Annotated in this window: 26 protein-coding genes and 2 riboswitches; of the genes, 15 read left to right on the forward strand and 11 right to left on the reverse strand. The window is 68.9% G+C overall.

Annotated features, from left to right (window positions below; translation table 11 throughout):
- Window positions 1–46 precede the first annotated feature (46 nt).
- A complete protein-coding gene (locus tag FXN61_RS17605) occupies window positions 47–400 on the forward strand; it encodes a hypothetical protein (protein ID WP_167975162.1) in 354 nt (117 codons plus the stop codon).
- Here FXN61_RS17605 and FXN61_RS17610 read toward each other — a convergent pair.
- Together FXN61_RS17610 and FXN61_RS55405 are read right to left on the reverse strand one after the other, a co-directional pair.
- Window positions 397–756, reverse strand: a complete 360-nt coding sequence (locus FXN61_RS17610) for an STAS domain-containing protein (RefSeq protein WP_312877807.1) — start codon at window positions 754–756, stop codon at window positions 397–399. The two genes, FXN61_RS17605 and FXN61_RS17610, sit on opposite strands and share 4 nt — an antisense overlap.
- A gap of 156 nt (window positions 757–912) precedes the next feature.
- On the reverse strand, window positions 913–1,578 hold the full coding sequence (locus FXN61_RS55405; protein WP_167975163.1) for an ANTAR domain-containing protein: 666 nt from the start codon (window positions 1,576–1,578) through the stop codon (window positions 913–915).
- 253 nt (window positions 1,579–1,831) lie between these two features.
- Between FXN61_RS55405 and FXN61_RS17620 the strand changes: the two genes are divergently transcribed.
- The 10 genes from FXN61_RS17620 (at window position 1,832) to gcvP (ending at window position 10,177) form a co-directional block, all read left to right on the forward strand.
- Window positions 1,832–2,047 (forward strand): hypothetical protein, encoded by a 216-nt coding sequence (locus tag FXN61_RS17620; protein ID WP_246291685.1) that lies wholly within the window; start codon window positions 1,832–1,834, stop codon window positions 2,045–2,047.
- Window positions 2,048–2,155: 108 nt separating this feature from the next.
- Window positions 2,156–2,737, forward strand: coding sequence for a cardiolipin synthase ClsA (gene clsA, locus FXN61_RS17625; protein ID WP_167975164.1), 582 nt, complete (start codon window positions 2,156–2,158; stop codon window positions 2,735–2,737).
- A 42-nt stretch (window positions 2,738–2,779) separates the two neighbouring features.
- Window positions 2,780–3,163 (forward strand): glycine cleavage system protein GcvH, encoded by a 384-nt coding sequence (gene gcvH, locus FXN61_RS17630; RefSeq protein ID WP_167975165.1) that lies wholly within the window; start codon window positions 2,780–2,782, stop codon window positions 3,161–3,163.
- Window positions 3,164–3,276: 113 nt separating this feature from the next.
- Entirely contained in the window at window positions 3,277–3,732 is a 456-nt protein-coding gene (gene garA / locus FXN61_RS17635) for a glycogen accumulation regulator GarA (protein WP_030468957.1), read from the forward strand.
- 3 nt (window positions 3,733–3,735) lie between these two features.
- Window positions 3,736–4,320, forward strand: a complete 585-nt coding sequence (locus FXN61_RS17640) for a MerR family transcriptional regulator (RefSeq protein WP_376770668.1) — start codon at window positions 3,736–3,738, stop codon at window positions 4,318–4,320.
- A gap of 151 nt (window positions 4,321–4,471) precedes the next feature.
- Complete coding sequence (locus FXN61_RS17645; RefSeq protein WP_030468959.1) at window positions 4,472–4,945, forward strand: bifunctional nuclease family protein; 474 nt, start codon at window positions 4,472–4,474, stop codon at window positions 4,943–4,945.
- A 328-nt stretch (window positions 4,946–5,273) separates the two neighbouring features.
- Entirely contained in the window at window positions 5,274–5,840 is a 567-nt protein-coding gene (locus FXN61_RS17650) for a MerR family transcriptional regulator (RefSeq protein WP_030468960.1), read from the forward strand.
- A 97-nt stretch (window positions 5,841–5,937) separates the two neighbouring features.
- Window positions 5,938–6,768, forward strand: a complete 831-nt coding sequence (locus tag FXN61_RS17655) for a hypothetical protein (protein WP_167975166.1) — start codon at window positions 5,938–5,940, stop codon at window positions 6,766–6,768.
- A 34-nt stretch (window positions 6,769–6,802) separates the two neighbouring features.
- Complete coding sequence (locus FXN61_RS17660; protein WP_167975167.1) at window positions 6,803–6,964, forward strand: Clp protease N-terminal domain-containing protein; 162 nt, start codon at window positions 6,803–6,805, stop codon at window positions 6,962–6,964.
- Window positions 6,965–7,027: 63 nt separating this feature from the next.
- A riboswitch (glycine riboswitch) is annotated at window positions 7,028–7,123 on the forward strand.
- Window positions 7,124–7,244, forward strand: a riboswitch (glycine riboswitch).
- A 41-nt stretch (window positions 7,245–7,285) separates the two neighbouring features.
- Window positions 7,286–10,177, forward strand: a complete 2,892-nt coding sequence (gcvP, locus tag FXN61_RS17665; RefSeq protein ID WP_167975168.1) for an aminomethyl-transferring glycine dehydrogenase — start codon at window positions 7,286–7,288, stop codon at window positions 10,175–10,177.
- A gap of 42 nt (window positions 10,178–10,219) precedes the next feature.
- On the opposite strand, the gene FXN61_RS17670 is transcribed toward gcvP, so the two are convergent.
- From FXN61_RS17670 to FXN61_RS17685, 5 genes are read right to left on the reverse strand one after another with little or no spacing between them, the layout of a single operon-like run.
- Complete coding sequence (locus tag FXN61_RS17670) at window positions 10,220–10,408, reverse strand: hypothetical protein (RefSeq protein WP_167975169.1); 189 nt, start codon at window positions 10,406–10,408, stop codon at window positions 10,220–10,222.
- A gap of 12 nt (window positions 10,409–10,420) precedes the next feature.
- Window positions 10,421–10,708 (reverse strand): class I SAM-dependent methyltransferase, encoded by a 288-nt coding sequence (locus FXN61_RS55410; protein WP_312877808.1) that lies wholly within the window; start codon window positions 10,706–10,708, stop codon window positions 10,421–10,423.
- Window positions 10,687–11,025 (reverse strand): class I SAM-dependent methyltransferase, encoded by a 339-nt coding sequence (locus FXN61_RS55415; protein ID WP_312877809.1) that lies wholly within the window; start codon window positions 11,023–11,025, stop codon window positions 10,687–10,689. Before FXN61_RS55415 ends, FXN61_RS55410 begins: the two co-directional genes overlap by 22 nt.
- 11 nt (window positions 11,026–11,036) lie before the next feature.
- Entirely contained in the window at window positions 11,037–11,696 is a 660-nt protein-coding gene (locus FXN61_RS17680) for a maleylpyruvate isomerase family mycothiol-dependent enzyme (protein WP_167975170.1), read from the reverse strand.
- A gap of 2 nt (window positions 11,697–11,698) precedes the next feature.
- Window positions 11,699–12,076 carry a DUF3224 domain-containing protein gene (locus tag FXN61_RS17685; protein WP_167975171.1) on the reverse strand — a complete coding sequence of 126 codons (378 nt, stop codon included), beginning with the start codon at window positions 12,074–12,076 and terminating at the stop codon, window positions 11,699–11,701.
- Window positions 12,077–12,125: 49 nt separating this feature from the next.
- Between FXN61_RS17685 and FXN61_RS57110 the strand changes: the two genes are divergently transcribed.
- Genes FXN61_RS57110 through FXN61_RS17695 form a run of 3 tightly spaced genes read left to right on the forward strand, consistent with a single transcriptional unit; the run spans window position 12,126 to window position 13,896 of the window.
- Window positions 12,126–12,593, forward strand: coding sequence for an HTH domain-containing protein (locus FXN61_RS57110; protein WP_312877810.1), 468 nt, complete (start codon window positions 12,126–12,128; stop codon window positions 12,591–12,593).
- A complete protein-coding gene (locus FXN61_RS57115; RefSeq protein ID WP_312877811.1) occupies window positions 12,590–13,096 on the forward strand; it encodes a WYL domain-containing protein in 507 nt (168 codons plus the stop codon). The genes FXN61_RS57110 and FXN61_RS57115 overlap by 4 nt, the downstream gene beginning before the upstream one ends.
- Window positions 13,084–13,896: an aldo/keto reductase gene (locus tag FXN61_RS17695; RefSeq protein WP_167975172.1), complete on the forward strand. Its 813-nt coding sequence runs from the start codon at window positions 13,084–13,086 to the stop codon at window positions 13,894–13,896. The genes FXN61_RS57115 and FXN61_RS17695 overlap by 13 nt, the downstream gene beginning before the upstream one ends.
- On the opposite strand, the gene FXN61_RS17700 is transcribed toward FXN61_RS17695, so the two are convergent.
- The 3 genes from FXN61_RS17700 to FXN61_RS17710 all read right to left on the reverse strand — a co-directional run bounded on the left by FXN61_RS17700 (window position 13,883) and on the right by FXN61_RS17710 (window position 17,663).
- Window positions 13,883–15,040 (reverse strand): glycosyltransferase, encoded by a 1,158-nt coding sequence (locus tag FXN61_RS17700; RefSeq protein WP_167975173.1) that lies wholly within the window; start codon window positions 15,038–15,040, stop codon window positions 13,883–13,885. The two genes, FXN61_RS17695 and FXN61_RS17700, sit on opposite strands and share 14 nt — an antisense overlap.
- A gap of 37 nt (window positions 15,041–15,077) precedes the next feature.
- The gene (locus FXN61_RS17705; RefSeq protein ID WP_167975174.1) at window positions 15,078–16,784 is read right to left on the reverse strand and encodes a vWA domain-containing protein; all 1,707 of its coding nucleotides are present in this window, start codon (window positions 16,782–16,784) and stop codon (window positions 15,078–15,080) included.
- 63 nt (window positions 16,785–16,847) lie between these two features.
- Window positions 16,848–17,663 carry a 3-methyladenine DNA glycosylase gene (locus tag FXN61_RS17710; RefSeq protein WP_246291686.1) on the reverse strand — a complete coding sequence of 272 codons (816 nt, stop codon included), beginning with the start codon at window positions 17,661–17,663 and terminating at the stop codon, window positions 16,848–16,850.
- A gap of 76 nt (window positions 17,664–17,739) precedes the next feature.
- Between FXN61_RS17710 and FXN61_RS17715 the strand changes: the two genes are divergently transcribed.
- Window positions 17,740–18,183: an iron chaperone gene (locus tag FXN61_RS17715; RefSeq protein ID WP_167975176.1), complete on the forward strand. Its 444-nt coding sequence runs from the start codon at window positions 17,740–17,742 to the stop codon at window positions 18,181–18,183.
- Here FXN61_RS17715 and FXN61_RS17720 read toward each other — a convergent pair.
- Entirely contained in the window at window positions 18,180–18,425 is a 246-nt protein-coding gene (locus FXN61_RS17720; protein WP_167975161.1) for a hypothetical protein, read from the reverse strand. The genes FXN61_RS17715 and FXN61_RS17720 overlap by 4 nt on opposite strands.
- Between the last annotated feature and the right edge of the window lie 4 nt (window positions 18,426–18,429).

Below are 18,429 nucleotides of genomic sequence, written 5' to 3' on the forward strand. Positions count from 1 at the left end.
GTGCCGCCTCCCGCGCTGACGATGCGGGGCCGGGGGGCTCCTGCTCATGCGGGAGAGCGTGGACGAGGTCGAGATCGACCGCAGAGCGAGCGGCACGACCGTGCGCCTGCGCCGGGCCCGTTCGCCGGAGGTGCCCGGTGGCCGGAGCGCGCCCGAGTGCGACGTGCAGGTCCACGAGACCTCCTCCGGCGTAGTAGCTGTGGTGCGTGGGAACGTTCCCGTGGACGCCGGTCCGTCGTTGCGCCGCACGCTGACCACGGCGGCGCGTGGTGGCACCGTGCCGTTGACCGTCGACCTCAGCGGGCTCGGCGTGGAGAAGGGCGGTGTGGAACACGCCCTGCTGGCGGTCGACGAGGCGCTCAGGGCGGCGGGCAACCGCCTCACCGTTCGAACTGGCTAGCTCAGCGCGGCGTCCACGGAGTCGCTCACGCTGAACACCTCACCGAGTCCGGTGGCCTCCAGGGGCCGCGTCACGGCTCGTGCGGTCGCCACGACCTTGAGGGCCGCGTTCGACTGCTGAGCCAGCCGTGCGGCCTCCACCAGCACCGCCAGTCCGGCGGAGCCGAGGAACGTCACGCCGGTCATGTCGACCACGAAGGTGCCGCCGTCGCCGAGGCCGTTGACCAGGGCGTCGCGCAACGCGGGCGCGGACACCATGTCGACCTCGCCGGACACGGCGAGCACCGTGACACCGGGCGCCGGCTGCCGCACCGACAGCTCGATCGTCTGCTCCGCTCGCGGGTCCTGCACAGTCACTGATGTTCTCCCTCTCGCGCGACAGGGAGCCGCCACCGCAGCGGCCCCGACGCGGCTGCTGGCTCAACCGCTGCGGCCTCACCGTACGGGAGAGACCACACCCAGGACAGGTCGAGGATTTCGTACCCGGAGAGGGGAAATCTCAAACGTGCGGCGTTACACCTTGACGGCGGCCCAGAGCCGTCGCGCGGTGTCTTGGGCGACCTGCGGAGGCATCGTCATGTCGTCGGCGTCCTCCAGTTCCCCGCTGGCCACCAGCACCAACGCCATCGACACGTCCCGCAGCTTCACGTTGGCGCGCTGGCTGGTCCGCACGAGCAGTTCGAACGCGTCACCCGGCGTGCAGGGCCTCGCTCCCATCAGCAGCCCCTTGGCCTGCTCGATGTAGCGCCGGTGCTGCACCATCCGCACCATCTGGTCGGTCTTGAGCACTTCGCCCGCGCAGAACTCCACCACCGCGGCGGCGGTCGCGACGAGCGGCTCGATCTCCTCGATGGCCTTGAGGTCCTCGCCCCGCGGCGGATGGTCGAGGTAGACGGTCAGCACCACCGGGCCGCCGTCGCCCCAGCTGCCCGGCACCGCGACCACGTCCAGGTCGCCGATCTTGCCGGTCACCTGCCGCTCGTCGCGTGAGGCGTCGACGAGCGGTCCCTCCCGCCCATCCAGCTGTGCCTGGTCCAGTTCCTTCGCGACGCCGACGGCCCTGAGCAACGCCCCGTCCGGCCACAGGCTCAGCCCGACGCCTCGGCAGCCCTGCAGTCGCTCGCACAGGTGGTCCATCAAGCGGGAGATGAGTTCACCACCGAATTTCACCTGGTCCACCAGGTGAGGTTAGGCCCTGCCGATGCGCGGCACGAGACGTGCGGTCGTCGGCGTACGACGAACGGTTGCGTAGGCAACCAACGAATTATCCGCCGAGCTTCGGGCCCGAACAGCTCGGCGCGCCGTTTGATCCAGTTAACGCTAAGGACCCAAACAGGACACGTGTTCTGAACCACAGTCCTCCAGAATTCGTTCTCAGGGATAACACCGGAGCCCCGGTGCGCGACATCCCTGGTGTCACGGAGGGACTGAAATGAGAACCGCCATGGAAACCCACCCGCAGCAGGCGCAGGAAATGGACACTGCCCTGCCGACCACGCCGTGCAGCGTGGTCTGGAGCCGGGGCCACGCCTACGTGCTCGAGGGTTTCCGCGCTCGCTGGGTCGGCAGGGACGACCGCGGCCGCCCTCACGCCATCACCGGCGCCGAGATGCAACGCCGCGGCTGGACGCTCACCCGGACAGCCTGAGCAAGACCCGCGAGAAAACGAACGCCGCACAGACCCCGCGACCAGTCGCACCGCGAGCCGTGACGCCATCCGGCAGCCCGTGCGCAGCGACTCGTTTAGAGTGCGGGTGTGCGTGATCCGGCTGATCGCCTGCTGACGATTCCGAACCTGCTCAGCGTGTTGCGGCTGGCCGGTGTTCCGCTCTTCCTGTACCTGTTGCTCGGACCCCGCGAAGACGGCTGGGCGCTGCTCGTCCTCGTCTTCGCGGGATTCTCCGACTGGCTGGACGGCAAGCTCGCCCGCTGGCTCGACCAGACCTCGCGCCTGGGCACGCTGCTCGATCCCGCCGCCGACCGCCTCTACGTGTTCTGCACGCTGCTGGCGTTCGTGATCAGGGACATCGTTCCGCTGTGGATCGCCCTCGTGCTGGTGGGGCGAGAGCTGGTCGTCGGCATCTGCCTGCTGATCCTGCGTCAACGGGGCTGGGGCACTTTCGAGGTCACCTACCTGGGCAAGGCCGCGACCTTCAACCTGCTGTACGCGTTCCCCCTGCTGCTTCTCGCGCAGGGCGACTCGGCGTGGGCCCAGATCGCCCAGCCGTTCGCCTACGCGTTCACGGCGTGGGGCGGAGCGCTCTACCTGTGGTCGGCGTTGCTGTACGTCTACCAGTTCTTCCTGGCCCTGCGGGTCACTCCCGAGAAGGCCGCGTGAAAAGATCACCCCATACAGGTTCAGCACGAGGAGCGCAGTCAGTTGATTCCCGAGGAGCTTCGCTACACCGAGGAGCACGAGTGGGTCGCCAGCACGGGCGAGAACACCGTGCGCGTCGGCATCACCGACTACGCCCAGGAACAGCTCGGTGACGTCGTCTTCGTCCAGCTGCCCGAGGTCGGTCACACCGTCGCGGCCGGCGACACGTTCGGCGAGGTCGAGTCCACCAAGAGCGTGTCCGACCTCTACTCGCCGCTCGACGGTGAGGTCGTCGCCATCAACGACGCGTTGGTGCAGACGCCGGACGCGGTCAACAGCGATCCGTACGGCGAGGGCTGGATGGTCGAGATCCGGCTGAACGACCCCGAAGCGGTGGAAGGGCTGCTGGACGCGGACGCGTACAAGGCGTTGGTGGAGAAGGAGTGACGTCGATCTTTCGCCGGATCTTCGGCCGGAAGGGGAGCCGCTCCTCGGGCGGTGACCCGAACGCGATAGGTTTTACCGGAAGTGACGGATCCAGCAGCAGGAGGAGAGCTCAGGTGAGCACGAACGACGGCCCAGGCGTTCCGCCGGAGCAGTCCCCGGAGCGGACCTCCGTCTTCCGGGCGGACTTCCTCGCAGAGGTCGAAGGCGCAGAGGCGCCCGCGCAGGAGCCGGCCGTTGCCGGTGTTGACGCCCTTCCCGCCGGTTCCGCGCTGCTCGTGGTGAAGCGCGGCCCGAACGCCGGTTCCCGGTTCCTGCTGGACCGCGACACGACGAGCGCAGGGCGCCACCCCGACAGCGACATCTTCCTCGACGACGTGACGGTCTCGCGCCGCCACGCCGAGTTCCGCAGGGAGAGCGGCGAGTTCGTCGTCATCGACGTCGGCAGCCTCAACGGCACCTACGTCAACCGCGAGCCGGTCGACCAGGCCGTCCTCGCGAACGGCGACGAGGTCCAGATCGGCAAGTTCCGTCTCGTCTTCCTGACGGGTCCTGGCTCCGCGGGAGCCTGACACGTGACGGCCGGGCGGCCACAACGTGGGGGACTGAGCATCGGGGCGGTGCTGTCACAGCTCCGCCCCGAGTTCCCCGAGGTCACCATCTCCAAGATCCGCTTCCTGGAAGCGGAGGGGCTGGTCCGCCCGGCACGCACCGCCTCCGGCTACCGCCAGTTCAGCGTGGCGGACGTCGAGAGGCTGCGGTTCGTGCTGTCCGCGCAACGCGACAGGTACCTGCCGCTCAAGGTGATCCGTGAGCAGCTCGACTCCGCTCCCGTAGACTCGACCTCGGTGTCGCGGATCGATCTGCTGTCCCAGAGCGGAATCAGCGCCGAGCAGCTGTCCCAGCTGGAACGCGACGGTCTGCTGCGCCCCGGCCCCGGTGGCCGTTTCACCGCCGACGACATCACCGCGCTCCGCACGATCCGGACGATGACCGGACTCGGCGTCGAGCGCGAGCACCTGCGCGCGGTTCGCGCGGCAGCGGATCACGAGGTGGTTCTGCTGAAGTCTTTCTCAGATCCCGAGACCGTTCGGGAATTGGCTGACCTGTTCACCTCGTTGCACACGTTGTTGGTGAGAGCGGGCTTGCGCCAGTCTTGATCTGTTCGCGATCGATGCAGTCTTGATCACGATCTGCCCGCAACGATTGAGCACACGGCCCGCTTGGCGGGTAGCGTCGAACACGTACGCCGGGGGATGCTCGGGTGTGGATCCGGGTACTCCCCGAACGAGCAGAGGGAGGCGAGGCCCGATGAGCGAGATGCGCGTTGTCGGCGTGCGGGTGGAGCTGCCCCAGAACCAACCGATCCTTCTCCTTCGCGAAACCGAGGGAGAGCGGTACCTGCCGATCTGGATCGGCTCTGTCGAGGCGACGGCCATCGCACTCGAGCAACAGGGCGTCCGCCCTGCCCGGCCTCTCACGCACGACCTGCTGAAGGACGTCATCGGGGCGCTGGGGCGCAACCTCGAACAGGTGCGGATCACCGACCTGCAAGAGGGCACGTTCTTCGCGGAACTCGTCTTCGACGGCGACGTGCGGGTGTCCGCACGGCCTTCCGACTCGGTGGCGCTGGCGTTGCGCGTGGGCGTCCCGATCCACGCCGAGGAGTCCGTGCTGGCCGAGGCCGGCCTCATCATCCCGGACGAGCAGGAGGACGAGGTGGAGAAGTTCCGCGAGTTCCTCGACTCGGTCTCACCGGAGGACTTCCGCGGAGCGGATACATAAGCGCTGTCGCGGCGCTGACACCTGATTTGCAGCGTGTCGCTGTCTGTCTCGTTTGGAATCGGCGTACTCCACCAGCGTGTCGCTCTTTTGGGCTACTTTCCGCTCGATTTACCCGCTAAACGATCACTAAACGTCACCTGAACGTCCTGGTTCGGGTGACGGTATGACTCTCAACCTGAGGTTGAGGGTAGACACTCCCCGCGCGTCGCGTTGACCTGCCATCGGACCGGTCTTACCGTCGAACTCGAGTGGACGTCGCTGGTTCGCGTGAGCTGACGTAGCGGCTTGACGGTCATGAGTTTCGTGGCCGTTCCGAGGGGAGGCAGGCGTGGTCGAGGAAGCGCCCGTTCGGGCCGAATCCGGGCAGCAGGGCGAGCTGTTCCCGGACTCCTCGCTGCCGGACGAGCTCGTCGGTTACCGGGGTCCGGCAGCGTGCCAGATCGCGGGCATCACGTACCGGCAGCTCGACTACTGGGCCCGGACAGGACTCGTCGCTCCGACGATACGGATGGCACACGGCTCCGGCAGCCAACGGTTGTACTCCTTCAAGGACATCCTCGTTCTGAAGGTCGTGAAGCGACTTCTGGACACCGGCGTCTCGCTGCAGAACATCCGCGTCGCGGTCGACCACCTGCGCCGGCGCGGCGTGCAGGACCTGGCGAAGATCACCCTGTTCTCCGACGGCACGACCGTCTACGAGTGCACCTCTCCTGAAGAGGTCGTCGACCTGCTGCAGGGCGGTCAGGGCGTGTTCGGCATCGCGGTGAGCGGTGCGATGCGCGAGATCAGCGGCACCATCCACGAGTTCCCGGCCGAACGTGCGGACGGCGTGGAGATCGCTCCCATGACCGAGGACGAGCTGACCCGCCGGCGCCGGGAGCGCGCGACGGGCTGACCGTCATCTTTGGACGTGCGGATCGTGGCCGACCGGCCGCGTTCGCTGGCCGGTCGGCAGAAGCGGCCAGATCTCGTTTCTCCCTAGCGTCAACGGCATGAACAGCATCACCTGCGCCGTCACCCCTTCGCGAGAGCTGTCGAAGGTGCTGATCGCGGCCGTGCGGCGGGCGGCCAAGCTGGAGTTCGGGTTCGTCGGCACGGAGAACCTGCTGATCGCGCTCGCCGACTCCGGCGGTGCCGGTCGCGCGCTGGGCCGGAACTCCCTGGGCCGGAACTCGCTGGGCGCCTACGCCGCCGCGTGCGGAACCGAGAACTGGGCCGGTGACGACGGGGGAACCGGCGGCGTGCCGGACGCGAACGTGACGGCCCTGCTGCGCGCGGCCCATGACCAGGCCGGCCTGGCTGAGACGGCTTTGCCCGAAAGCGAGGCGCTGCGTGCGTGCCTGCGCCAGGCGATCGCCGACGCCGGGGACGGTGTGCTGACCACGACCCACGTCTCGCTCGCCCTGCTGCGGCTGGGGTTCGGGCGCGCCGCTGACCTGTTCACGGTTCGCCGGTTCGACGTCGAGGCGGCGATCTCCGCCGTGGGCAAGGCCTCCGGCGAGGAGGAGGCGCCCGCCGTGTGGCTGTTGCGCAAGGCCGGGGCGCTGGAGGGCGAGTCCGGTCGCGGTTACGTGCGCTGGCTGACCGGTTTCATGGTGCGCGGCCGCGGCTTGGGCGGGCCGATGCTGGTCGCCGTGCACAACGAGGCGAGCAGGCTCGCGGTGGCCGCAGGACGACCGGAACCGACGGCGCTCGACCTGGTGGCGGCGGTGCTGACGCTCGACCACCAGCTCACCGTCAGCGCCGGCGGCTGCGTCCCGAGCACGGGTCCGGTGGTGCGGCGGCATTGCGTGCGGCGGGGGCGGATCTGGCCGCGCTGCTGACCGCGGGCGCTCCGGTGGTGCGGTCGAGCGGGCGATGGAGAGGGCGAAGCTCGTCGCGGCACGACGCGGTGACGAGGTCGTGGGGACGGCGCACCTGCTCCTGGGCTTGCTCGACGATCCGGCAGGCCCGGTCGGAGAGGAGCTGCGCGGTCTCGGCGTGGACACCGATCGGTTGCGGAACGCGCTGGCCGGTTGAGACGTAGGTCGCGTCCCTAGGGACTAGGTGGGCTGCCTGCGGGTATTCTTCGCGGGTAGTCGCTGAACTCAGGCGGGAGAGACCGGGTTTCGAGCCCGGCGCCGAAGGAGCAAGTCCCTCCCCGGGAACCTCTCAGGCATCCAGGACCGCGTGAGCGAGACGCCTCTGGAAAGTGGACCGCTGAAGAGTTTTTCTGGGGTCCCGCCGACGGTGAAAGCCCCAGTCAAGGCCGGGGTGAACCTCTCAGGCGCCCGTGACGGGTACGGACAGAGCGGGGAGGGCACCAGGACAAGTGTGCCCGCAGCCCCCCGGAGGCGTTTGATGACGCAGGACCGCATTCCTCTCGCCGCTCTCGAGCACGGCACCCCGTTCGCCGACCGCCACATCGGTCCGCGACCTGCCGAGCTCGCGCGCATTCTCGACGTCATCGGCGTCGGGTCGCTGGAGGAGCTGGCGCAGCACGCGGTGCCGTCGTCCATTCACGAGCGCGACCTCGTGCTCGACCTGCCCGCCCCGGCCACCGAGACCGAGGCGCTGGCCGAGCTGCGTGAGCTCGCGTCGCAGAACCGGCCGATGACGCAGATGATCGGTCTCGGCTACTACGACACCGTCACGCCGGGCGTGATCCTGCGCAACGTGCTCGAGTCGCCTGCCTGGTACACCGCGTACACGCCGTACCAGCCGGAGATCTCGCAGGGCCGTCTCGAGGCGCTGCTGAACTTCCAGACCATGGTCGGCGACCTGACCGGCCTGCCGGTCGCGAACGCGTCCATGCTGGACGAGTCGACGGCCGCCGCCGAGGCGATGACCCTGGTGCGCCGCGCGGGCCGCTCCAAGTCGAACAAGTTCGTCATCGACGCCGACACGTTGCCGCAGACGCTGGCCGTCATCGAGACGCGCGCGGAGCCGCTGGGCATCGAGATCGTGGTCGCGGATCTGTCGCAGGGCATCGAGGGCCTCGGCCTGGGCGGTGACTTCTTCGGCGTTCTCCTGTCCTACCCCGGTGCGTCCGGTGTCGTGCGCGACCAGGCCGCGGTGATCGAGGAGATCCACGCCGCCGGTGCGCAGGCCGTCGTCGCCGCCGATCTGCTGGCGCTGACGCTGCTGCGTGCGCCGGGCGAGATCGGCGCGGACGTCGTCATCGGCACCACGCAGCGTTTCGGCGTGCCGATCGGCTTTGGTGGCCCGCACGCCGGATACATGGCCGTCCGTTCCGGTCTGGAGCGTCAGCTGCCCGGCCGGCTGGTCGGTGTCTCCGTCGACGCCGACGGCTCGCTGGCCTACCGCCTCGCGCTGCAGACGCGTGAGCAGCACATCCGCCGCGAGAAGGCCACCTCGAACATCTGCACCGCGCAGGTGCTGCTGGCCGTGATCGCCTCCATGTACGCCGTCTACCACGGCCCCGAGGGTCTGCGCGCCATCGCGACCCGCGTGCACCGCCTGGCCACCGTGCTCGCCACGGGCCTGTGCGAGGCCGGTCTCGACGTCGTGCACGGCGAGTTCTTCGACACCGTCGAGGTGCGCGTCGAGGGCCAGGCCGCCGCGGTGGTCGAGAAGGCACGTGCCGCCGGCATCAACCTGCGTCAGGTCGACGCCGACGTGGTCGCCATCGCGTGTGACGAGAAGACGACCCGCGCGCACGTCGTTGCCGTGTGGGAAGCCTTTGGTGTCACCAAGGCCGATGTGGACGCCATCGACGCCGACACCGCCGACGGCATCCCGTCCGACCTGCGCCGCACCTCGGACTACCTGACCCACCCGGTCTTCCACGCGCACCGCTCGGAGACCGCGCTGCTGCGCTACCTGCGTGCGTTGTCGGACAAGGACGTCGCGCTCGACCGCAGCATGATCCCGCTCGGCTCCTGCACGATGAAGCTGAACGCCACCGCGGAGATGGAGTCCATCACGTGGCCGGAGTTCTCGACCCTGCACCCGTTCGCGCCCGTCGAGGACGCCAAGGGCCTGCTGAAGATCGTCTCTGACCTCGAGGCCTGGCTGGCGGAGGTCACCGGCTACGACGCCGTGTCGCTGCAGCCCAACGCCGGTTCGCAGGGCGAGTTCGCCGGCCTGCTGGCGATCCGCGCCTACCACCGCGCGAACGGCAACGCCGACCGCGACGTCTGCCTGATCCCGTCCTCCGCCCACGGCACCAACGCCGCGTCCGCCGTCATGGCCGGCATGCGCGTCGTCGTCGTGAAGTGCGACGACAAGGGCAACATCGACATGGGCCACCTGCGCTCCACGGTCGCCGAGCACGCCGACGACCTCGCCGCCATCATGATCACCTACCCGTCGACCCACGGCGTGTACGAGGACACCGTGAGCGAGGTCTGCGGCCTGGTCCACGACGCGGGCGGCCAGGTGTACGTCGACGGCGCGAACCTCAACGCCCTGATCGGCCTGGCGCGCTACGGCAAGTTCGGCTCGGACGTCTCGCACCTGAACCTGCACAAGACGTTCTGCATCCCGCACGGCGGCGGTGGCCCCGGCGTCGGCCCGATCGGCGTCGCTCGCACCTCGCCCCGTTCCGTGCCGAACCACCCGCTGCAGCCCACGGCGGGCCCGGCGACGGGTGTCGGGCCCATCAGCGCCGCCCCCTGGGGTTCCGCGTCGATCCTGCCGATCTCGTGGGCGTACGTCCGCATGATGGGCGGCGACGGCCTGCGCCGCGCGACCCTGACCGCCGTGGCCGCCGCGAACTACGTGGCGCGCAGGCTGGACGAGCACTACCCGGTCCTGTACACGGGTGAGGGCGGCTTCGTGGCCCACGAGTGCATCCTCGACCTGCGCCCGATCACCAAGGCCACCGGCGTGACGGTGGACGACGTGGCCAAGCGCCTCGCGGACTACGGCCTTCACGCGCCGACGATGTCGTTCCCGGTCGCCGGCACCCTGATGGTCGAGCCGACCGAGTCCGAGGACCTCGCCGAGATCGACAGGTTCATCGACGCCATGATCGCCATCAAGCGCGAGATCGACCGCGTCGGCGCTGGCGAGTGGCCCGTCGAGGACAACCCGCTGCGCAACGCCCCGCACACCGCGGCCTGCGTGACGGCCGGCGAGTGGAACCACCCGTACACCCGCGAGGAAGCCGTCTTCCCCGCCGGCAAGGGTGCTCCGAAGATCTGGCCGCCGGTCCGCCGCATCGACGGCGCGAAGGGTGACCGCAACCTGGTCTGCTCCTGCCCGCCGCTCTCCGCGTACAACAGCTGATCCGGGTGGTGAAATGGGCGCACTCGGGGGTGCGCCCATTTGTCACGCGCCCGATGGGCAGGCTGGGTCGCCGCAGTCCTCGTCGACGCTGATGCCCGGCTTGTTCAGGTCGTGCTCGAACGCGTAGTGGAAGCACTCGGGGTGTATCCGCTCGAAGAGCTCGTAGTCGTCCTGGCTCAGCTCAACGGTCTCGCCGCACCGTTGACACGCCTGGTCGTTCTCGTCTGACACCGCCAGATGGTCTCACTCGCGCCGGGCGAACACGACCGCCCCGTCGGTGCCGAGCAGCCATTGCGCCTCGACGGCGAACCCGGCCGCTCGCAACCACTCCGCCACCCGCTCCGGCCGCCGCAGATGAACGTGCACCCGCATCGGATGCCCGCCGTAGCCCCGCGTCTTCAACCGTGACTCGTCACCGACGTGAAAACCGAGCTGCAGCAAACCGTCCGGCCGCAACGCCTCGTAGAAGTGCCGGAAGACCGTGGGCACCTCGTCGTCGGGCACATGGATCAACGACCACCACGCGAGCACGCCCCCACCTGGGTGCCGAGCGGCTCCGTCATCGACCCCACCTCGAACCGCAGTCCGGGGTGGTCGCGCCTGGCCAGCTCGATCATCGCGGGCGAGAGGTCGACGCCGAACGCGTTCACGCCGAGCGAGTGCAGGTGCGCCGTGACCTCTCCCGGCCCGCAGCCGACGTCCGCCACCGGCCCGCGGACCTCCTCGGCGAACAACCGCAGCGCCGCACGAAGGTGCGGCAGCTCGGCCAGCTTGCCGCGCATGGAGCCTGCGTAGCTGACCGCCACCGTGTCGTAGGAGTCCCGCGTGTCTGCCAGCCAGTCGTTCACGACCGGACAAGTTACCCCTCGAACGGCTCCGCCCGATGCCGTCCGAACAGGGCGAGGGCGGCGATCCACGTGTCCGGATCGCCGTCCCAGTCCAGCGCCTTGATCTGGTCTGGCGACCGACGCCCGCCGATGGCCCGCATCAGCTCGAACGACGTCGTCCGCAACGTCCCGGCGGGCTCACCGTGCCCGAGCACGCGGTCCCCGTGCTCCAGCGTGATCCGCAACGCGGGCACCCCGTTCTCCCGCATCCGCTGGTCGAGCTGCTGCAACGGCTTCGTGATCGCCGCCCGCACGGCGACGCCGTCGCGGTCGCCGGGGACCCCGAGCGCCGCACGGAGATCGTGCTCGTGCTGCACGACCTCAGAGATCAGCACGGATCCCATGGGCGTGTCGAACAACTCCGAAGCCAGCTGACGGTTCGCGTCCCACTCGGCGAAGGCGTCGTCCAGCGAGTTGTCCTTGCGGTCGCGGACCTGCCGTTCGCCCCACTCGCCCGACTCGACGCCGTCGAACCGGCGGTCCACGAAGTCACGCAGACCGCCGGCCAGATGCGCCACCACGTCCTTGACCGACCAGCCCGGGGTCGCCGCCACGGGCGTCTGCGGATCCCTGCCTCTGACCAGCTCGGTGATCCGCTGCTTGGTCGCGTCGTAGATGGGGGCGTTGGTCATCTTCAGACCTCGTACTCCAGGGTGTAGGTGGCGCTGCCATCCTCCGCCCAGTTGACCGTCGCCGCACCTCGCGCGCCCGCGTAGGCGCCGGTGCCGTCCACGATCTCGATCACGGCCTCGACACCTTCGCGGTACGCGCCGACGTGCCGCAGCACCAGCGTGCCCTCGTCGGCCGTGATCTCCTCCAAGGCGACGGTCCAGCACACGGTGTCCCCGTAGGACATCAGGTACCTGCAGTTGCCGATGCCGCTGACGTCGCCCGCGTAGGAGAACTGGACGTGCGCCTCGGTCAGCTTGCGTCCCTCGACCTCCTTGTAGGGGCGGCCGTCCCAGGTGTTCTCGTCCCAGCTCTTCACTTCGATGGTTCCGGTTGCCTTCATGCAGACCACTCTGCTGGCAAATCCTGACAGTTCGTGTCAGGTTTGACGGATGAAGTCCAGCCGCCTCATCCAGGTTCTGTTGCTCCTCCAGTCGAGGGGCCGGATGACGGCGGACGAACTGGCGGAGGAGCTCGAGGTCTCGCCCCGCACGATCTACCGCGACATCGAGTCGCTGGGCGCCGCCGGCATCCCCGTCTACGCCGACCGCGGCCCCGCGGGCGGCTACCAGCTGATCGACGGCTACCGCACTCGCCTGACCGGCCTCACCACCGGCGAGGCCCGGTCGTTGTTCCTCGCCGGGCTTCCAGGCCCGGCGGAGGAGCTCGGGCTCAAGGAGTTCGCGGCCGCCGCCCAGCTCAAGCTCCTCGCCGCGCTGCCGACCGAGCTGAGAGCCAGGGCCGAGCAGATCCGCCAGCGCTTCCACCTCGACACCCCGACGTGGTTCCGCGGCGACGAGCCCACCGAGCACCTCGCCACGATCGCGGACGCGTCTGGGAGCAGCGCAGGGTCCGCATGACCTACCGGCGCTGGGGCAACCAGACGGTCGAGCGCGAGGTCGACCCGTACGGCCTGGTCCTCAAGGCAGGCACCTGGTACTTCGTCGGCAGCGGCCGCACCTACCGCGTGTCGCGCGTGCTGACCCTGCAGACCACACAGGACACGTTCGAACGCCAGGAGGACTTCGATCTCGCGCGGTACTGGGCGCAGTGGTCGGAGCAGTTCGAGGCCCGCATGTACGGCGAGCGCATCACGGTCCGCATGACGCGAGCAGGCCTCGACAAGACCAGGTACCTGCTCAGCGGCTACCAGGCGCGAGTGATCTCCGAAACCGCGCCGGAACCGGGGGAGGAGTTCGGCTTCCCGACCGAGTCCACCCGGCACGCCGTTGCTGACCTGCTCAAATTCGGCGCCGACGTGGAAGTGCTGGCACCGAACGAGGTGAGACACGAAATCATGGACACGATCAAGGCGATGCGGGACGTCTACAACGATGCCAAGCTACCCGCATGGTTCCGCTGATCTCGTTGAACAACGGAGTACGGATCCCTCAACTGGGCTTCGGCGTCTTCCAGGTGCCCGAGGACCAGGTGGCCGGCGCGGTCACGACCGCGATCGAAGCCGGCTACCGCAGCATCGACACGGCGGCCGCCTACCGCAACGAGTCCGGTGTCGGCGACGCGATCGCCGGCGTCCCCGACCTGTTCATCACGACCAAGCTGTGGAACTCCGACCAGGGCTACGACTCGACGCTGCGCGCGTTCGACGAGAGCATGAGGCGACTGCGCCGCGACGTGCTCGACCTCTACCTCATCCACTGGCCGGTCCCCGAGCGCAACCTCTACCCGGAATCCTGGCGCGCGTTGGAGAAGCTCTACGCCGACGGCCGCGTCAGGGCGATCGGTGTCTCGAACTTCCACACGCGACACCTGCAGCGACTCTTCGACGAGTTCCCGACCACCCCGGCGGTGAACCAGATCGAGCTGCACCCGTTGCTGCAACAGGAAGAGATGCGCAAGGTCCACGTCACCCACCGCATCGTCACCGAGGCGTGGTCACCGCTGGCCCAGGGCGCGTTGCTGAACAAGCCCGACATCACGGGTCTCGCCGACAAGTACGGCAAGACCCCTGCCCAGATCGTGCTGCGCTGGCACGTCCAGCTCGGCAACGTCGTGATCCCGAAGTCCGTCACGCCGTACCGGATCAAGGAGAACATCGACATCTTCGACTTCGAGCTGGCCCAGGACGACATGACCGTGATCGCCGAACTGGACAACGGCACCCGCACCGGCCCGGACCCCGACCGCTTCAACGTCGCCTGAGCAGTTCCTCGACCAGGTCCGCCGCCACGGCCGCGCCACCGGCAGCCTTGATCTTCTGCCCGAGTTCAAGGGTGCGTTCCCGGTGGCGTGGCTGGGCGAGCACCTGGTCCACCGCCGCCCTGAGCCGCTTGGGCTTCCTGCGCACCACCCCGGCTCCCGCCAGGGCCACCCGGCGAGCCACCTGGGACTTGTCCAGCTCCCCCGGTACGACGACGAGCGGCACGCCCGCCTCCACCGCCGCCAGCACGCCGCCCCACCCGCCGTTGGTGATCATCACGTCGGTCCGCGGCAGCAGCAGGTCGTGGGGGATGAACGGAGCCGCGCGCACGTTGTCCGGCAACGCTCCCAAGGTTTCCACCGGCGCGCCTCCGGTTGTGGCCACCACCAGCGCGTCATGCCCGGCGAGCGCCTCGATCGCGGGCTTCAGCAGGTCTTCCGCACCGGTCTCCAGCGTCCCCTGGGTCACGTGCACCACGGTCCTGCCGTCGAGATCCGGCCACCACTCGGGCAGGCCGGTCCGCGCCGGTGGAGAGATCAGCCTCCCGGTGAAGCGCACCTGCGACGGCACCCGCACGGTCTCGAGCTCGGGAACCCCTTGTGCCAGCACGAGTTCCGGTGAGTAGAAGGCCTCCAGCGAGCCAGGTCTCGGCTTCAGGCCCGCCTCCGCGCGCATGCGGTTGAACATCCCGTCCACGATCAGCGCCGACACCACTCGGGCCAACGGACGACTGGCGACCAGCGGCGTCACAGCGACCGTTGCCCACGGCACCTGCCGGATCTCGGCGGCCATCGCGGCCCCGAACGCCAGGTGATCCGTCACGACCAGGTCGAACTCCGCCTCCAGGACGTCGCGTGCCTGCGCCGCGCCCGTGCCGACCAGCACGTCGCGGACGTTCGCGAAGTTCGCCCGCATGCCCTTGCCGTTTCCCACGCTCGGAAACGTCTGCGCGAGCAGGGCGTCGTCGAAGTCCGGCGCGTGCTTCCACGGCAACCACTCCGCGCCCTCGAACTTGTGCCGGTACTTCGCGCCGGTGTGCACCACGACGTCGTGGCCGCGCCGCACCAGTTCTCCTGACACCGCAGCCATCGCGCCGACGTGCCCGGCGAACGGCAACGACGCGACCAGAATCCGTGGATCCCCCATGCGGGGAGCAACGATCGACGTCTGCCGGGGGTTCCCGTCAGGCCTTCGTGGACAGCACCTGGCCGAGAGCCGCGTCGACGCCGTCGACGTTCTCCACCAAGGACACCGAACCACCGGTGGTTTCCGCGATGTCCGTCAGCGCCGCCTTGTCCACCTCACCGCCGATGGCGATGAAGCTGATCGCGAGATCCGTCCCGTGCAGCTGGGACTTCAACCCCTTCAGGTCGATCCCGCCGTCCGACGTGCCGTCGGTGATCACCACGACCCGGTTGACCCGCCCGGCCACGAACCCGTCGTGCGCCGCCTCGTAGCAGGCCGCCAGCGCGCTGTAGAGCTGCGAGCCGTCAGAGGTCTTGAGCCCGTCGATGGCCTTGCGCAGCGCCTCGCGCTTCTCCGTCACCGGTGCGGTTCCGGCCAGCTGCTTGTAGGGCTTCGACCCGTCGAGGTCCCGTGCGAACTCCCACAGCCCGAACGATCCCGACACCGACCGGTCGACCTGGCCGCGCAGGGCCGCCTTCACCTTGTCCAGCCGGGGTTTCATCGACGTGGAGACGTCCGCCAGTACCGTGACGACCTGCCCGCCGCGATCTGCGGAGGTCCAGGCCGAGGAGATCTGCTGCGTGGTCGTCGCGTCGGCGGCGACCAGGTTCTCCGTGACAGCGGACCAGGAAACACCCGGCGAAGGTGACGGACGGTCCTGAGTGGACTCGACGCGCAACCCGCCGCGCGCCAGGATGGCCTGCTGCGCGGGCTCGGTCATGAACTCGCGGAACGCCTGCGCCGCACGCTGTTCCGCTTCGCCGACCTCGGAGCCGCCGAGTGCCACGTACGGGAAGTCCGCCACCGGAGCCGGTCCGGCTGGCAGCACGCCGACGAGAGGTTTCGAGGGCGCTTCCTTGCCGGTGTTGTGCTTGAACAGGTCCACTTCGGACACCGGCGTGACCGAGAAGCCCGCCGCGTTGACCGTCGCGCTGTCACCGAGACGTCCCAGTGCGTCGCGCGTCGTCGGCGGAACCTCCGGCGGCACCGCGGCCGCGAGCTTCGACAGCTTGGACTTCGACGCGTCGGAACCGAGCGACTCCGCCGTCACGGGCCCCTTGCCGTCGGCCAGTGCCGACTGGATCGCCAGCGCGGAAGCGGTGTTCGCGGACGGGTCAGGCATCGCGACGCTGAACCGTCCCCAGGACTGGCCGAACTTGCTCCAGTCCGTGACCTCGGGCATGTCCGACCACCGGAAGTCCTTCAGCACCGGCGCGGCGGCCTCCGGAGCCGCGAGCAGGACCGGTGACGTGCCCACGGACTTCGGCGCCGAGCCCACCAGCTTCGCGTTCAGCGCACTCAGGCGGTTCGCCCACAGCGTCGAGTCGGGCAGCCACGCGTGCGGCCGCTTGCCGAGCTTCGACTCGTCCCAGGTCGTGGTCAGGCCGTCCAGCACCGCGGACGAGTCCGCGGAGGTCACTTCGATGGCGATGCAGTGGTCGTACACAACGGGCCGAGTGGCGCTCCACGCGCGCGCGACCTCGGCAACGGCCTCTGCAACACTCGGCGTCGCGGCAACGCGGAGCACGGAGTCGCCCTCGCTGCAGTCCTTGGCCAGCGCCTGGGCACGTCTGTCGAGCACTCCACCGGCCCACGACCACGCGAGCCAAGCGAGCCCGATCAGCACGACGAAGACGACGATGAGCACGGGCCACTTGGCAATCCCACGCCGCACCCTCGCCCGCAGCGCGCGGTGTCGAGACATCGATTCCTCACAACTACTCAGCGGCCCCCGACGACCGCCAATCACGCTAACAGGTGAACTCCGTCAGCGAAGTGAAGTCACTGTAAGTATCGACTGGCACACGATCACGAGCCGTTCTCGCAACGGTCGCGCCCACTCAGCGAACGCCGCCTGCCTCCGCACGTACTCCGCGCGCCCATCGGGGGTCTCGATCGGCACCGGCCGGTAGCCGAGGTCCGCCAGGTCGTACGGAGAGGCCTGCATGTCGAGTTCGCGCACGTCAGCGGCCAGTTCGAAGCAGTCGGCGACCAGATCGGACGGCGTCGCGGGCTCCAGCTTGTACGCCCATTTGAACAGGTCCATGTTCGCGTGCAGGCACCCCGGCTGCTCGTTCAGGACCTGGTCGTCCCGCGTGGGCTGGAGGGTGTTGCGCGGCCGTGCGGGCTGCGTGAAGAAGCGGAACGCGTCGAAGTGCCCGCACTGGATCCGGCTCGACTCGACCACCCGGTCGGTCCCGTCGCGGCCCAGGCGCAACGGCCACGCGTTGTGCCGCACCTCCTCGGGCCGCTGCCGGTAGACCATCGCCCATTCGTGGAGCCCGAAGCAGCCCAGCCGCGCCGGCCTGCTGAGCGTCGCCGTGAGCAGCGCCTTGACGAACTCCAGCGTCTTCTCACGTTGTGCGACGAAGCTCTCGACGTCGAGCGTGACGCCCTCTGGAGTGGCCTTGTAGTGCGGAAACTCCAGGTACTCGTCGGCGTCCTCGAGGGTCACGCCGGGCCCCGGGTGCCACCGTTCGAGCCGCACGGGCCGATGGCTGTAGTACGTGAAGAGGAAGTCCATGACCGGGTGCTTCTCTTTGCGAAGCTTCCGCTCCAGATGCGGCCCCGTGAACCGGCGCATGCGAGCAACGTGCTCTTCCCGCAATTCGTGCCATTGGGCTCGGGTCAAGACCTCCACGAGCGATTACCGTACGCGCATGGTGCAGAGCAAAGCCTCCACGGTCGCCGAGTACCTCGCCGAACTGCCTGATGAGCAGCGTGCCGAGGTCAGCGCTGTGCGCGACGTCATCCTCGCCAACCTTCCCGACGGCTACGTCGAGGGGATGATGTGGGGAATGATCACCTGGCACGTGCCCATGGAGGTGAGCGGTCCGACGTACAACAAGCAGCCGCTCAGCTACGTGGCCCTGGCCGGCCAGAAGCGTTACTGCTCCGTGTACCTGACCACCGTGATGGGACCGGGCGAGGAGTCGTTCCGCTCCAGGTACCTGGCCACCGGCAAGAAGCTCGACATGGGCAAGTCCTGCGTGCGCTTCAAGCGTTCCTCGGACCTCGCCCTCGACGTCATCGGCGAGGAAGTGGCACGGCTCAGCGTCGCCGAGTTCCTCGACTGGCAGCGCGCTGTCACGGCCAGGACCTAAAGGGGCGGAATCAGCCCGTTGAACGTCCGAGCCCCGCTGCAATGCGGGCACTCCCGCCCGTTGTCCACGGTCCGCGGCGCACCGCCGATGATCGCCAGCGTGGGCGCCGCGATGTAGCTCGCACCCCCGCACAGGTGACAGACCGTGCGCGGCTCGGGCGTGACGGCGAAGAGGTCGTCGGGGTCTTCCTCGTCCTCGAAGTCGTCGTCCTCGGCGAACTCGTCCGCGTCGTCCTCACTCATGCCG

This window comes from Lentzea indica, from assembly GCF_012184385.1.
GTDB classification, from domain to species: domain Bacteria; phylum Actinomycetota; class Actinomycetes; order Mycobacteriales; family Pseudonocardiaceae; genus Lentzea; species Lentzea indica.

Coding starts and splice junctions, on each gene's coding strand:
- FXN61_RS17605 (WP_167975162.1), top strand. CDS start 47: ATGCGGGAGAGCGTGGACGAGGTCGAGATCGACCGCAGAGCGAGCGGC.
- FXN61_RS17620 (WP_246291685.1), top strand. CDS start 1,832: ATGAGAACCGCCATGGAAACCCACCCGCAGCAGGCGCAGGAAATGGAC.
- FXN61_RS17645 (WP_030468959.1), top strand. CDS start 4,472: ATGAGCGAGATGCGCGTTGTCGGCGTGCGGGTGGAGCTGCCCCAGAAC.
- FXN61_RS17655 (WP_167975166.1), top strand. CDS start 5,938: ATGAACAGCATCACCTGCGCCGTCACCCCTTCGCGAGAGCTGTCGAAG.
- FXN61_RS17660 (WP_167975167.1), top strand. CDS start 6,803: ATGGAGAGGGCGAAGCTCGTCGCGGCACGACGCGGTGACGAGGTCGTG.
- gcvP (WP_167975168.1), top strand. CDS start 7,286: ATGACGCAGGACCGCATTCCTCTCGCCGCTCTCGAGCACGGCACCCCG.
- FXN61_RS17680 (WP_167975170.1), bottom strand. CDS start 11,696: ATGACCAACGCCCCCATCTACGACGCGACCAAGCAGCGGATCACCGAG.
- FXN61_RS17685 (WP_167975171.1), bottom strand. CDS start 12,076: ATGAAGGCAACCGGAACCATCGAAGTGAAGAGCTGGGACGAGAACACC.
- FXN61_RS57110 (WP_312877810.1), top strand. CDS start 12,126: ATGAAGTCCAGCCGCCTCATCCAGGTTCTGTTGCTCCTCCAGTCGAGG.
- FXN61_RS57115 (WP_312877811.1), top strand. CDS start 12,590: ATGACCTACCGGCGCTGGGGCAACCAGACGGTCGAGCGCGAGGTCGAC.
- FXN61_RS17695 (WP_167975172.1), top strand. CDS start 13,084: ATGGTTCCGCTGATCTCGTTGAACAACGGAGTACGGATCCCTCAACTG.
- FXN61_RS17700 (WP_167975173.1), bottom strand. CDS start 15,040: ATGGGGGATCCACGGATTCTGGTCGCGTCGTTGCCGTTCGCCGGGCAC.
- FXN61_RS17705 (WP_167975174.1), bottom strand. CDS start 16,784: ATGTCTCGACACCGCGCGCTGCGGGCGAGGGTGCGGCGTGGGATTGCC.
- FXN61_RS17710 (WP_246291686.1), bottom strand. CDS start 17,663: ATGCGCCGGTTCACGGGGCCGCATCTGGAGCGGAAGCTTCGCAAAGAG.
- FXN61_RS17715 (WP_167975176.1), top strand. CDS start 17,740: ATGGTGCAGAGCAAAGCCTCCACGGTCGCCGAGTACCTCGCCGAACTG.
- FXN61_RS17720 (WP_167975161.1), bottom strand. CDS start 18,425: ATGAGTGAGGACGACGCGGACGAGTTCGCCGAGGACGACGACTTCGAG.